The following is a 12166-nucleotide window of genomic DNA, read 5'->3' as shown; positions in this document are numbered from 1 at the left end:
CTGACAGGCAAGCGGCGGGGCGACTTGATATCCGTCAACGGGGTGTCACGTCTGACCGATCCAGGCCAGAGCGTCGGGCGGTTCAGCTTGTTTAGCGCAGGCCGAGCACCGCTGTCCATTGCTCGGCGGTAACCGGCATCACCGACAACCTTGAGCCTTTCTGCACCAATGGCATCTCGGCCAACACCGTCTGCTGCTTCAAGTATTCCAGCTTCAACACCTTGGAAAACGTCTCGACATGCGCAACATCAATCGCGCTCCAGGCGTTTTTCTCTGGCGTGGCCTTTGGATCGTAGTAATGACTGTCCGGCTCCAGCGCCGTTGGGTCCGGATACGCCGCTTGAATAATCTTTCCGATCCCGGCAATCCCGGGCTCCGGGCAGCTGGAGTGATAGAAGAAAAACTCGTCGCCCACCGCCATCGTCCGCAAAAAGTTACGCGCCTGATAGTTGCGAACCCCATCCCAGCGCGCTTTGCCAAGCTTCGCCAGGTCTTTGATCGAGAGTTCATCGGGCTCGGATTTCATCAGCCAATAGGCCATGGTTTTTGCTCCTTGCGAGGTGATTGGGCAAGTTGTCGGGCAATTTTATGACAAACCGACAGTCGGTTGACGCCAGCGTTTGCGTGTCAGTTCACGTTGCCGCAAAATGCCGGCCTTCTAAGCTTGACGCTGCTGCACGGCCTACACCTACAACGGAAACCGCTGCTGTCATCGTGTTGATGTGCCTTTGGGGGGCAATCGATGAAACGCAAACCGGATTTACTATGGATTTTGGTTATTTTGTTCGGCCTCGGCGTCGTGACCACCGGCTATGCCCAAAGCCTGTGGAACAACAAGACTGACGCGCCAATCGAAATCGCACAGCAACAACAGCCATCGGCCTTCAAACGCTGAGCCTGACTTTCGGACGCCGCTGATTCCAGTGGCGTCTAGCCTGCGAAATACCACGCCTTGTCGGTAACCGTTCCTTGCAACGGCACATCCCAGCTCGCCTGAGCCAATCGTTCTACCTTCTGACATTCATGGGCCAGGCCCAGCAGCGTCGGCTTGCGCCAGTTTTTTCGCCGCGCCAGGTAGGCGAGGCTTCGATCGTAGAAACCGCCGCCCATTCCCAGGCGGCCGCCGACGTCGTCAAATCCCACCAATGGCAACAGTACCAGGTCCAGCGCCCAGACTTTGCGCTGGCGGGCGAGGTTGTGCCGGGGTTCGAGAATACGAAAGCGGTTGGGTTTGAGTTTTTCACCGGGACGAATCCGCTGGAACACCATTTTGGTCCGCGGCCAGGCACTGAGTACCGGTAGATAAGTCGCCTTGCCCCGACGTTGCGCCGCGCGCAGCAACAGGCGCGGGTCGATTTCACCGTCGGTGGGCAGGTAGAGGGAGATGTGTTTGGCCCGGCGAAACAACGGCTGCTGAGCCAATTGCTTGTACAGCCCGCGAGCAGCCTGGCGTTGCTGACTGGGGGTCAGTGCGCGGCGGGCCTTGCGCAGCATGCGTCGAAGTTGCGGGCGGGGCAGCAGCGCAGGTTCGGTCATGGATTCAGGCTTCGACAGGACGGATACGTAAAGCGTACCCGTAAAAAAGCCGATGCCGGTATTTAAACCGGCATCGGACTGGAATCAGGCTCCCCGGATGAACCGCTGCTGACTTAGCCCTTGAACCCGAAAGTTCAAGGTGGAAGATGCAGTAGGCTTTAAGGCTTTCCGTCTAGCGGACATGCACACCAGCCCAACGTGCAGCCTCCAGGGTAGTGCGAATCGGCTCAGGGACGTGGTCAACTGGCAAGCACCCCAGGGAGTGATGCGAGTATACCCCAAGCGGTTTCGTGTTTCAGCCCTTGGTGACGTCCGGATCGGTGGCGAGCACCAGATCGACGCGATCCAGCAGGTCGCGAACCTGCTCGCGAGTCGAGCCACTGGCCTGCACATCCGGGCGTTCTTCCTTGTGCAGAAGATCGTGCGTGATGTTCAGCGCGGCCATCACGGCAATGCGGTCGGCGCCGATGACTTTGCCGCTGCTGCGGATTTCACGCATCTTCCCGTCCAGGTAACGGGCGGCGCTCACCAGGTTGCTGCGCTCTTCCTGGGGGCAGATGATCGAATATTCTTTATCGAGGATCTGCACGGTAACGCTATTGCTTGAACTCATGAGTCTTGCTCCAGGGCCTTGAGGCGCGAAATCATTGATTCGACCTTACGCCGGGCGATTTCGTTCTTTTCAATGAGGTGAGCGCGTTCCTCGCGCCAGGTTTTTTCCTGAGCTAATAGGAGTCCGTTTTGACTCTTAAGTTGCTCGACCCGATTAATTAGCAGTTCGAGTCTGGCCATCAGCGCTTGCAGGTCGGTGTCTTCCATTGTGTCCACTGAATAGTCTGATGGGGGTAACGGGCGGACAGCCTTTAATAGTCTTGGCGAGTCTGTCGATGTAGGATACAAGGCCTTCATTCTAGACATAGCGCCGTCTGGCGCCTAGCTGCCCATGCCCATTCAGAATTCCCCGTACCAAGCCTTCGCCACCCTGCTGACTTCCAGCGGTCATAACGTCTCGCCTGCCGAACTGCACGGCCTGCTGCTCGGCCGCAGCTGCGCCGGTGCAGGTTTCGATGCCGAAGGCTGGCTGGTCGATGCCGCCGAACTGCTCGAAACTGAGCCCCAGGATAATGTCCGCAATGCCTTGATCGGCTTGCAGGAGATGGTCAAGGGCGAGCTCACCGGCGACGACGTCACTGTCGTTCTGCTGCTGCCGACCGATGACGCGCCACTGGCTGACCGTGCCGCGGCACTGGGCCAATGGTGCCAGGGCTTTCTCAGCGGTTTCGGCCTGAACTGCCGTGACAGCAGCATGCTGAGCACCGAAGCCACCGAAGTGTTGCAGGATCTGGCGGCCATTTCCCAGGTGCAAGACGCCCTGGAAGAGTCCGAAGACGGCGAAAGCGACTACATGGAAGTGATGGAATACCTGCGCGTTGCGCCGCTGCTGCTGTTCTCCGAAACCAAAAAAGCGGAAGAGCCGGCTGCGGCCAAGCCGTCGCTGCATTAATTGTTGCCAGGGAACGCCATCTGCCCATGATTCATATCCCGAAATCGGAATACAGCCGTCGCCGCAAGGCCCTGATGGCGCAGATGGAACCCAACAGCATCGCCATCCTGCCCGCCGCCGCAGTAGCCATACGCAACCGCGACGTCGAGCACGTCTACCGGCAGGACAGCGACTTCCAGTACCTCAGCGGCTTCCCCGAGCCTCAGGCCGTCATCGTACTGATGCCCGGTCGCGAACATGGCGAGTACATTCTGTTCTGCCGTGAACGCAACGCCGAGCGAGAACTGTGGGACGGCCTGCGCGCCGGCCAGGAAGGCGCGATCCGCGACTTCGGCGCCGACGATGCGTTTCCCATCACCGACATCGACGACATCCTGCCGGGCCTGATCGAAGGGCGCGACCGGGTGTATTCGGCCATGGGCAGCAACCCGGAATTCGACCGGCACCTGATGGAGTGGATCAACGTGATCCGCTCTAAAGCGCACCTCGGCGCCCAGCCGCCGAACGAATACGTTGCCCTGGATCATCTGCTGCACGACATGCGCCTGTATAAATCGGCGGCAGAAGTGAAGGTGATGCGCGAAGCTGCACGGATTTCCGCCCAGGCGCATATCCGGGCGATGCAGGCCAGCCGGGCCGGGCTGCACGAGTTCAGCCTCGAAGCCGAACTCGATTACGAATTCCGCAAGGGCGGGGCGAAGATGCCGGCCTACGGTTCGATCGTCGCCGCCGGGCGTAACAGCTGCATCCTGCATTACCAGCAGAATGACGCCGTGCTCAAGGATGGCGACCTGGTGTTGATCGATGCCGGTTGCGAGATCGACTGCTACGCCAGCGACATCACCCGCACCTGGCCGGTCAACGGCAAATATTCAGCGGAGCAGAAAGCGATTTACGAGTTGGTGCTGGCGTCGCAAGAAGCCGCATTCGCCGAAATCGCCCCGAACAAACACTGGAATCAGGCGCACGAAGCCACGGTCCGGGTGATTACCTCCGGTCTGGTGAAGTTGGGCCTGTTGCAGGGCGACGTCGACGAGTTGATCGCCAGCGAAGCCTATAAAGCGTTTTACATGCATCGTGCCGGCCATTGGTTGGGCATGGATGTGCATGACGTCGGCGAATACAAGGTCGGCGGCGAATGGCGGGTGCTGGAAGTCGGCATGGCGCTCACTGTGGAACCGGGCATCTACATTGCCCCGGACAACCAGAACGTAGCGAAGAAATGGCGCGGCATTGGCGTGCGCATCGAGGACGACGTGGTGGTCACCAAAAACGGTTGTGAAATCCTGACCCAAGGCGTGCCGAAAACGGTCGCCGAGATCGAGGCCTTGATGGCTGCTGCGCGGACACAAGCGGCATGAGTCGAGTCAATCTGGCAATTATCGGTGGCGGCCTGGTGGGCGCCAGCCTTGCATTGGCGTTGCAGGCCGGAGCCAAGGCCCGCGGCTGGAAGATCGTGCTGATCGAGCCATTCGCCCCGGGCGACACCTATCAACCGAGCTATGACGCCCGTTCTTCGGCGCTGTCCTACGGGGCCAAACAGATTTATCAACGGTTGGGCGTGTGGCAGGAAATCTCCCGCCGCGCCGAGCCGATCAAGCAGATTCATGTCTCCGACCGTGGACGTTTTTCCACCGCACGTTTGTCGGCGATGGAAGAGGGCGTGCCGGCGCTGGGTTATGTGGTGGAAAACGCCTGGCTCGGCCAATGCCTCTGGCAGGGCCTGGACAAGGATGTGGTCACTTGGCGTTGCCCGGCGGAAGTCACGCGCATGGAACCGCTGACCGATGGCTATCGCCTGACCCTCAACGATGAAACCACCCTGGAATGCGACCTTGCGGTGCTCGCTGATGGCGGCCGTTCGGGCCTGCGCGAGCAATTGGGCATCGGCATCAAAAAGCGTCCGTACAACCAGAGTGCACTGATTGCCAACATCACCCCGAGCGAAGCGCATAACGGCGTGGCCTTCGAGCGCTTCACCGATGACGGCCCGATGGCGTTGTTGCCGCTGCCGGACAACCGCTGCGCCCTGGTCTGGACCCGTTTGGGCATGGACGCGCAACGACTGGCGGCGCTGGATGAGCGCAGTTTCCTCAGCGAGTTGCAGGGCGTGTTCGGTTATCGCCTTGGCACCCTGAAGCAGGTGGGCGCGCGGCATCTGTACCCATTGACGCTGATCGAAGCCGAAGAGCAAGTGCGTCCGCATCTGGCCATCCTCGGCAACGCCGCCCACAGCCTGCACCCGATTGCCGGCCAGGGCTTCAACCTGTCGTTGCGTGATGCTCAAGCCCTGGCCGATGCGCTGCTGGCGAGCGACACGTCGCCCGGCGACTTCGCGACCTTGCAGGCTTATCGCGAGCGTCAGCGCATGGATCAGAACCTGACTGTGGGGTTCTCCGATCAGGTGACCCGTTTGTTCGGCAGCACCCAGCCACTGGTTTCGCTGGGCCGCAACATCGGCCTGCTCGGTCTCGATCTGCTGCCGCCGGCCAAGCGCTGGTTCGCCCGGCAAGCCATGGGCCTGGGTACGCGTCCCGATGCTTAAGTGGCTGACTGATACGTTCGGTAAAGCGCGGTTGATGCGGTGGTTCATGACCTTCTACCCGCCGTACCTCGGTGCCGGGGTGCGGGTGCAGCACATCAGCGATGACTTCCGGGACATTCAAGTGTCCATGGGACTGAGTTGGTACAACCGCAATTACGTCGGTACCCAGTTTGGCGGCAGCCTGTATTCGATGGTCGACCCGTTCTACATGCTGATGCTGATGGAAAACCTCGGTCGTCAGTTCATTGTCTGGGACAAGGCTGCCGACATCGATTTCATCGCGCCGGGCAAAGGCCCGGTGTTCGCCCGCTTCAGCATCGACGAGACCTTGCTCGACGAGATCCGTCGACAGACAGCGAACGGCGAAAAGTACCTGCCGCAGTTGCAGGTCGATATTCATGACGGTGCTGGCGCCCTGGTGGCGCGGGTGCAGAAAACCCTTTACGTGCGGCTCAAACCGCAAGCGAGACAGGCTTAAAGCATGGAAATGCGCGCAGATCTGCTGATTGTCGGGGCCGGAATGGTCGGCAGCGCCCTGGCGCTGGCGTTGCAGGACAGCGGGCTGGAAGTCCTGTTGCTGGACGGCAGCCCGATGAGCGTCAAACCCTTTGATGCCCAGGCGCCGTTCGAACCGAGGGTGAGTGCCTTGTCGGCGGCCAGCCAGCGCATTCTCGAGCGCCTGGGCGTGTGGGACGGCATCGCCAATCGCCGCAGCAGCCCTTACACCGACATGCAGGTCTGGGATGGCAGCGGCACCGGGCAGATCCGTTTCTCGGCCGCCAGTGTGCATGCCGACGTGCTGGGCCATATCGTCGAGAACCGCGTGGTTCAGGATGCCTTGCTGGATCGTCTGCACGACTGCGACCTCGGGATGCTGGCCAATGCGCGTCTGGAGCAGATGCGCCGCTCCGGCGATGACTGGCTGCTGACCCTGGCCGATGGGCGCACCTTGCGCGCGCCCCTGGTGATAGCGGCGGATGGCGCCAATTCGGCGGTGCGGCGCCTGACCGGCGTGGCCACGCGCGAGTGGGACTATCTGCACCATGCGATCGTCACCAGCGTGCGCAACTCCAAACCTCATCAAATGACCGCGTGGCAGCGCTTCACCGACAACGGTCCATTGGCGTTTCTGCCGTTGGAGCGGGACGGTCAGCAGGATTGGTGTTCGATCGTCTGGTCGACCACGCCGAGCGAAGCCGAACGCCTGATGGCGCTGGACGACGGCGCTTTCTGTCTCGAATTGGAACGCGCCTTTGAAGGCCGGCTCGGCACGGTGCTCAGCGCCGACCCGCGTTTGTGCGTGCCGCTGCGTCAGCGGCATGCCAAGCGATATGTGGCTGAAGGTTTGGCGTTGATCGGTGATGCGGCGCATACCATTCACCCACTGGCCGGGCAGGGCGTCAACCTCGGTTTTCTCGACGCCGCTGTGCTGGCCGAAGTGCTGCTGCAAGCGGCAGGGCGCGGCGAGCGATTGGCGGATGTGAAGGTGCTCAGTCGTTACGAGCGTCGGCGCATGCCGCACAACCTGGCGTTGATGGCGGCGATGGAAGGCTTTGAACGCTTGTTCCAGGCGGATCCGTTGCCGGTTCGCTGGTTGCGTAATGCCGGGTTGAAGATGGTTGACCAGATGCCGGAAGCCAAGGCGTTGTTCGTGCGCGAAGCGCTGGGGTTGATCGGGGATTTGCCGGCGCTGGCCAAGGCCTGACATCTTCATTGCGGCAGACGGCCTCATCGCGAGCAGGCTCGCTCCCACAGTTGAAATGCATTCCCCTGTGGGAGCGAGCCTGCTTGCGATGGCGTTGGTACATTCACCCCCATGTCGACCATGCAACATTTGGTAACGCCTCCGCGAACTGTTCGATTGAGAAGCTAAATGTGAGTCCTTATCATTTGCCCTCAATTTTCCAATCGAGAGATCGCTCCCATGTTGGCACCGAAGCGTCTACTGACTGCACTCGCCCTGACCCTGATCGGTAGCACCACTGCCCAGGCCGCCGACGAGGTGGTGGTTTACTCCTCGCGTATCGACGAGCTGATCAAGCCGGTCTTCGATGCCTACACCGCGAAAACCGGTGTGCAGGTGAAGTTCATCACCGACAAGGAAGCGCCGTTGATGCAGCGGATCAAGGCCGAGGGCGAGAACGCCACCGCCGACCTGCTGCTGACCGTCGATGCCGGCAACCTCTGGCAGGCGGAGCAGATGGGCATCCTGCAACCGTTCACCTCCAAGGTGATCGACGCCAACATCCCGCTGCAATACCGCTCCTCGGCTCACGCCTGGACTGGCTTGAGCCTGCGGGCGCGGACCATCGCCTACTCCACCGCGCGGGTGAAACCGGGCGAGCTGACCACTTATGAAGGGCTGGCCGATAAAAACTGGGAAGGTCGCCTGTGCCTGCGCACGGCGAAGAAGGTCTACAACCAGTCCTTGACCGCCACCATGATCGAAGTGCACGGCGCCGAAAAAACCGAGAAGATCCTCAAAGGTTGGGTCAACAACCTGTCCACCGATGTGTTCTCCGATGACATCGCGGTGCTGGAAGCGATCAACGCTGGCCAATGCGACGTCGGCATCGTCAACACTTACTACTATGGCCGCCTGCACAAACAGAAGCCTGACCTGGCCGTGAAGCTGTTCTGGCCGAACCAGGGCGATCGCGGCGTACACGTGAACCTGTCGGGCATCGGCCTGACCAAGCATGCACCGCATCCAGAAGCCGCCAAAGCCCTGGTTGAATGGATGACCACCCCTGAAGCGCAGAAGATCTTCGCTGACGTGAACCAGGAATTCCCGGCTAACCCTGCGGTTCAGCCGTCTGCGGAAGTGGCGAGCTGGGGCAAGTTTGTGGCGGATACGCTACCGGTGGAAATTGCCGGCAAGCGTCAGGCTGAAGCGATTCGCATGATGGATCGGGCTGGCTGGAACTGACTTCACCGTTATTGTGGCGAGCGGCTACCTGTGGCGAGGGAGCTTGCTCCCGCTGAGCTGCGAAACGGCCCCGTTGGCGTCGACAGGTCAGGATCGAGATGATCTGATAACCTCCTGCGGCTGCTTCGCACCCGAGCGGGAGCAAGCTCCCTCGCCACAAAATGGAGCCGACTTCAGGTTAGAGTCGGCCCATATTTTCTAGAGAATCCCCTTGGCCCACCCCGCCCAACGCCGCTGGTATCCCCTGGTCTTCGCCATCGCCGCGCTGGTCCTGCTGCCCCTAAGCGTCCTGTTCTTCTCCTGGCAAACCATCGATCAGCAAATCTGGTCCCACCTCTGGGACACCCAGATGCCGCGCCTGCTGGGCAATACCCTGACCCTGGTGTTCGGCGTCGGTATCGGCGTCACGCTCCTGGGTGTGAGCCTCGCCTGGCTCACCAGCCTCTGCGAATTTCCCGGCCGGCGTTGGCTGGACTGGGCGCTGATGCTGCCATTTGCCATTCCTGCTTACGTGCTGGCCTTCGTCTTCGTCGGCCTGCTGGATTTCGCCGGCCCCGTGCAAACCTTGCTGCGCGAATGGTTCGGCACCGAGCTGCGATTGCCGAGAGTGCGTTCCACCGGCGGCGTCATCCTTGTTCTGGTGCTGGTGTTCTATCCCTATGTCTACCTGCTGGCGCGCACTGCGTTCCTGGCCCAAGGCAAAGGCCTGATGGAAGCGGCGCGGGTGCTGGGGCAATCACCGTGGCAGGCGTTCTGGCGAGTGGCCTTGCCCATGGCGCGGCCGGCGATTGGTGCCGGTGTGGCCTTGGCATTGATGGAAACCCTGGCGGACTTCGGCGCGGTGTCAGTGTTCAACTTCGACACGTTCACCACGGCCATCTACAAAACCTGGTACGGATTTTTCAGCCTCTCCACCGCCGCGCAACTGGCCAGCCTGTTACTGCTGGTGGTGATGGTCGTGTTGTACGGCGAACGGCGTGCTCGCGGGGCCAACCGCACCAGCAATGAACGACCTCGCATCAAGGCGCTGTACCACCTGCGGGGTTTCAAGGCGTTGGCGGCCATGACTTGGTGTGGCCTGGTGTTCGCCTGTGCCTTCGTCATTCCGATGCTGCAACTGGTGGTGTGGTTCTGGCAGCGTGGACGCTTCGACCTGGATGAGCGTTACGCCGGTCTGATCGTCCACACCTTGTACCTGGGCGGCATGGCCGCGCTGATCACCGTCAGCGTTGCCCTGGTGCTGGCATTTGCCCGGCGCCTGGCACCGACCCGGGCGATCCGCTCCGGTATCAGCCTGGCCAACCTCGGCTACGCCCTGCCGGGTTCGGTGCTGGCGGTGTCGATCATGCTGGCGTTCAGTTATCTGGATCGCGAGCTGGTCATCCCGCTGTCGGGCTGGCTCGGTGGCGCGGGCAAGCCATTGCTGCTGGGCAGTCTGTCGGCGTTGTTGCTGGCCTATCTGGTGCGTTTCATCGCCGTGGCCTACGGACCGTTGGAAAGCAGCCTGGCGCGAATACGGCCATCTTTGCCCGAAGCGGCACGTAGCCTTGGGGTCAGTGGGCCACGACTGTTTTTCAAAGTGTATCTGCCGTTATTGCTGCCCGGCACCTTGAGCGCTGCGTTGCTGGTGTTCGTCGATGTGCTCAAGGAAATGCCCGCGACCCTGCTGATGCGCCCGTTTGGCTGGGACACGCTGGCGGTTCGGATCTTTGAAATGACCAGCGAAGGGGAGTGGGCGAGAGCTTCGTTGCCGGCCTTGACGCTGGTTTTGGTCGGGCTGTTACCGGTCATCGGATTGATTCGACGTTCGGCGCATCGAAACGCCTAGGTGTCAGTCCTACACCTTGAGGCTACAATGCGCGGCATTCGGTGCGGTCCGTCCTACGGACCTGGTAGCTGACATCGGCTCAAAGCCTTCTATTTCAAGGCTTTCGCCCGTAAAGCACCGGCCCGCACCTTCGCCACGCCCGGAAGGAGAAACCCATGGGACAGCGCACGCCTCTGTATGACCTTCATCTCGCCCTTGGCGCGAAGATGGTCGATTTTGGCGGTTGGGATATGCCTCTGCATTACGGATCGCAGGTCGAGGAACACCATCAGGTGCGCCGCGATTGCGGGGTTTTCGATGTATCCCACATGACCGTGATTGATGTCACCGGCCCCCAGGCCAAGGCCTGGCTCCAGCATTTGCTGGCCAATGACGTCGAGCGCCTGCACAGCCCTGGCCGTGCCTTGTACAGCACCATGCTCAACGAGCGCGGCGGCATCGTCGACGACATGATCGTCTACCGTCTCGAGGACAGTTATCGGCTGGTGGTCAACGCCTCCACCCGCAATCAGGACCTCGCCTGGATGCAGGCCCACCTCGATGGTTTCGATGTGCAGCTCAACGAGCGCTCCGAACTGGCGATGCTGGCGATTCAAGGCCCCCATGCCCGGCACAAGATTTCCGAACTGGTCACCCAGTCCCGCGGCAACTTGATCCAGATGCTCAAGCCTTTTGAAGGTCAGCCTGACGGCGACTGGTTCATCGCGCGCACCGGATATACCGGTGAAGATGGCCTGGAAATCGTTCTACCCGCCAATCAGGCGCCAGGGTTTTTCAACGACCTGGTGGGCGCGGGCATTTCTCCTATCGGCCTGGGTGCCCGGGATACCTTGCGTGTCGAAGCCGGCATGAACCTGTACGGCCAGGACATTCATCAAGACGTTTCACCGCTGGCCTCGAACATGGCCTGGAGCATTGCCTGGGAACCGGCCACTCGCCAGTTCATTGGTCGCAGTGCTCTGGAAGCCGAGCGGGCCGGTGGTGTGCAGCATAAGCTGGTCGGTCTGGTCCTTGAGGAGCGTGGGGTTTTGCGCGCTCATCAAGTGGTCCGTATCGCCAATGTTGGCGAAGGAGAGATCACCAGTGGTAGTTTCTCTCCTACGCTTAGCAAGTCGATAGCACTGGCGCGCGTGCCGATGGCAACTGCCGACCGCGCAGAAGTGGAAATCCGTGGCAAGTGGTACCCGGTCCGGGTGGTCAAACCGACCTTCGTCCGCCATGGCAAAACCTTGATCTAACCTTTTTGGCGGGCAACGACCGCTGACAATTCTCTTGAGGACACAGAACATGAGCGATATCCCTGCCGACCTGCGTTTTGCCGAAAGTCACGAATGGGCCCGTCTGGAAACCGATGGCACCGTTACCGTGGGCATCAGCGATCACGCTCAGGAAGCCTTGGGCGATGTGGTGTTCGTTGAGCTGACTGAAGTCGGAAAAGTTTTCGCTGCCGGCGATCAATCCGGTGTCGTTGAGTCGGTTAAAGCTGCGTCCGACATCTATGCGCCGATTGCTGGCGAAGTGATTGCGATCAACGAAGAGCTGAACGGTTCGCCTGAACTGCTGAACACCGATCCATACGGCGCGTGGATCTTCAAACTCAAGCCTAGCGACAAGGCTGAGCTGGACAAGCTGCTCGATGCAGCCGGCTACAAGGCCGCCATCGGCGACTAAGCCTTCAGCGTCATCCCAAAGCCCCGACGTGTCGGGGCTTTTTTTCGCCTGACGGATTTCCCTGTGGGAGCGGGCAAGCCTCGCACCTGCGCGGGTTCGCTGTTGGCAGCGGCTGCTATGCTGGTTTGACCGTGTTGCATCGACGTTGAGCGC

The 12166-nt window shown here is 60.8% G+C and carries 14 protein-coding genes and 1 other RNA gene; 10 read left to right on the top strand and 5 right to left on the bottom strand.

The genetic code is table 11. The features are described 5' to 3' along the window. Nucleotides 1-91: 91 nt before the first annotated feature. Nucleotides 92-541 carry an EVE domain-containing protein gene (locus HP062_RS19590; protein ID WP_172791900.1) on the bottom strand — a complete coding sequence of 150 codons (450 nt, stop codon included), beginning with the start codon at nt 539-541 and terminating at the stop codon, nt 92-94. A gap of 201 nt (nt 542-742) precedes the next feature. Between HP062_RS19590 and HP062_RS19585 the strand changes: the two genes are divergently transcribed. Next, a complete protein-coding gene (locus HP062_RS19585) occupies nt 743-895 on the top strand; it encodes a hypothetical protein (protein WP_007942433.1) in 153 nt (50 codons plus the stop codon). Nucleotides 896-930: 35 nt separating this feature from the next. Here the strand turns inward: HP062_RS19585 and HP062_RS19580 are convergent, their stop codons facing one another. The 4 genes from HP062_RS19580 to HP062_RS19565 form a co-directional block, all read right to left on the bottom strand. Beyond that, complete coding sequence (locus tag HP062_RS19580; RefSeq protein ID WP_010465002.1) at nt 931-1536, bottom strand: 5-formyltetrahydrofolate cyclo-ligase; 606 nt, start codon at nt 1534-1536, stop codon at nt 931-933. Between the two features lie 86 nt (nt 1537-1622). Continuing rightward, a non-coding RNA gene (gene ssrS, locus HP062_RS19575) (6S RNA) lies at nt 1623-1801 on the bottom strand. Nucleotides 1802-1831: 30 nt separating this feature from the next. Then, on the bottom strand, nt 1832-2149 hold the full coding sequence (locus tag HP062_RS19570) for a cell division protein ZapA (RefSeq protein ID WP_007942435.1): 318 nt from the start codon (nt 2147-2149) through the stop codon (nt 1832-1834). Continuing rightward, a complete protein-coding gene (locus HP062_RS19565) occupies nt 2146-2355 on the bottom strand; it encodes a TIGR02449 family protein (RefSeq protein ID WP_003213954.1) in 210 nt (69 codons plus the stop codon). The genes HP062_RS19570 and HP062_RS19565 overlap by 4 nt, the downstream gene beginning before the upstream one ends. A gap of 124 nt (nt 2356-2479) precedes the next feature. Here HP062_RS19565 and HP062_RS19560 point away from each other — a divergent pair, with 124 nt between their 5' ends. The 9 genes from HP062_RS19560 (at nt 2480) to gcvH (ending at nt 12013) form a co-directional block, all read left to right on the top strand. Further along, nucleotides 2480-3040 carry a YecA family protein gene (locus HP062_RS19560; protein ID WP_010464994.1) on the top strand — a complete coding sequence of 187 codons (561 nt, stop codon included), beginning with the start codon at nt 2480-2482 and terminating at the stop codon, nt 3038-3040. Nucleotides 3041-3066: 26 nt separating this feature from the next. Beyond that, complete coding sequence (gene pepP / locus HP062_RS19555) at nt 3067-4401, top strand: Xaa-Pro aminopeptidase (RefSeq protein WP_077747170.1); 1335 nt, start codon at nt 3067-3069, stop codon at nt 4399-4401. Then, nucleotides 4398-5585 carry a 2-octaprenyl-6-methoxyphenyl hydroxylase gene (ubiH, locus tag HP062_RS19550; protein WP_083375501.1) on the top strand — a complete coding sequence of 396 codons (1188 nt, stop codon included), beginning with the start codon at nt 4398-4400 and terminating at the stop codon, nt 5583-5585. Before pepP ends, ubiH begins: the two co-directional genes overlap by 4 nt. Beyond that, entirely contained in the window at nt 5578-6063 is a 486-nt protein-coding gene (locus HP062_RS19545) for a DUF4442 domain-containing protein (protein WP_010464988.1), read from the top strand. The genes ubiH and HP062_RS19545 overlap by 8 nt, the downstream gene beginning before the upstream one ends. A 9-nt stretch (nt 6064-6072) precedes the next feature. Continuing rightward, complete coding sequence (locus tag HP062_RS19540) at nt 6073-7290, top strand: 2-octaprenyl-3-methyl-6-methoxy-1,4-benzoquinol hydroxylase (protein ID WP_172792597.1); 1218 nt, start codon at nt 6073-6075, stop codon at nt 7288-7290. A 219-nt stretch (nt 7291-7509) separates the two neighbouring features. After that, nucleotides 7510-8514, top strand: a complete 1005-nt coding sequence (locus tag HP062_RS19535) for an extracellular solute-binding protein (RefSeq protein WP_010464985.1) — start codon at nt 7510-7512, stop codon at nt 8512-8514. 211 nt (nt 8515-8725) lie between these two features. Continuing rightward, nucleotides 8726-10342, top strand: a complete 1617-nt coding sequence (locus HP062_RS19530; protein ID WP_102594811.1) for an iron ABC transporter permease — start codon at nt 8726-8728, stop codon at nt 10340-10342. 155 nt (nt 10343-10497) lie between these two features. Further along, nucleotides 10498-11580 carry a glycine cleavage system aminomethyltransferase GcvT gene (gcvT, locus tag HP062_RS19525; protein ID WP_172791899.1) on the top strand — a complete coding sequence of 361 codons (1083 nt, stop codon included), beginning with the start codon at nt 10498-10500 and terminating at the stop codon, nt 11578-11580. 49 nt (nt 11581-11629) lie between these two features. Next, on the top strand, nt 11630-12013 hold the full coding sequence (gcvH, locus tag HP062_RS19520) for a glycine cleavage system protein GcvH (protein ID WP_010464979.1): 384 nt from the start codon (nt 11630-11632) through the stop codon (nt 12011-12013). Nucleotides 12014-12166: the final 153 nt, after the last annotated feature.

This window comes from Pseudomonas sp. B14-6, from assembly GCF_013260315.1.
Taxonomy (GTDB): Bacteria; Pseudomonadota; Gammaproteobacteria; order Pseudomonadales; family Pseudomonadaceae; genus Aquipseudomonas; species Aquipseudomonas mandelii.
This window is presented reverse-complemented; position numbering and strand designations above follow the sequence as displayed.

What these genes read in the sequence shown, in the direction of transcription:
- HP062_RS19585 (WP_007942433.1), top strand. Translation starts at nt 743, where the DNA reads ATGAAACGCAAACCGGATTTACTATGGATTTTGGTTATTTTGTTCGGC.
- gcvH (WP_010464979.1), top strand. Translation starts at nt 11,630, where the DNA reads ATGAGCGATATCCCTGCCGACCTGCGTTTTGCCGAAAGTCACGAATGG.
- HP062_RS19570 (WP_007942435.1), bottom strand. Translation starts at nt 2,149, where the DNA reads ATGAGTTCAAGCAATAGCGTTACCGTGCAGATCCTCGATAAAGAATAT.
- HP062_RS19545 (WP_010464988.1), top strand. Translation starts at nt 5,578, where the DNA reads ATGCTTAAGTGGCTGACTGATACGTTCGGTAAAGCGCGGTTGATGCGG.
- pepP (WP_077747170.1), top strand. Translation starts at nt 3,067, where the DNA reads ATGATTCATATCCCGAAATCGGAATACAGCCGTCGCCGCAAGGCCCTG.
- HP062_RS19580 (WP_010465002.1), bottom strand. Translation starts at nt 1,536, where the DNA reads ATGACCGAACCTGCGCTGCTGCCCCGCCCGCAACTTCGACGCATGCTG.
- HP062_RS19560 (WP_010464994.1), top strand. Translation starts at nt 2,480, where the DNA reads ATGCCCATTCAGAATTCCCCGTACCAAGCCTTCGCCACCCTGCTGACT.
- ubiH (WP_083375501.1), top strand. Translation starts at nt 4,398, where the DNA reads ATGAGTCGAGTCAATCTGGCAATTATCGGTGGCGGCCTGGTGGGCGCC.
- HP062_RS19565 (WP_003213954.1), bottom strand. Translation starts at nt 2,355, where the DNA reads ATGGAAGACACCGACCTGCAAGCGCTGATGGCCAGACTCGAACTGCTA.
- HP062_RS19540 (WP_172792597.1), top strand. Translation starts at nt 6,073, where the DNA reads ATGCGCGCAGATCTGCTGATTGTCGGGGCCGGAATGGTCGGCAGCGCC.
- HP062_RS19590 (WP_172791900.1), bottom strand. Translation starts at nt 541, where the DNA reads ATGGCCTATTGGCTGATGAAATCCGAGCCCGATGAACTCTCGATCAAA.
- gcvT (WP_172791899.1), top strand. Translation starts at nt 10,498, where the DNA reads ATGGGACAGCGCACGCCTCTGTATGACCTTCATCTCGCCCTTGGCGCG.
- HP062_RS19535 (WP_010464985.1), top strand. Translation starts at nt 7,510, where the DNA reads ATGTTGGCACCGAAGCGTCTACTGACTGCACTCGCCCTGACCCTGATC.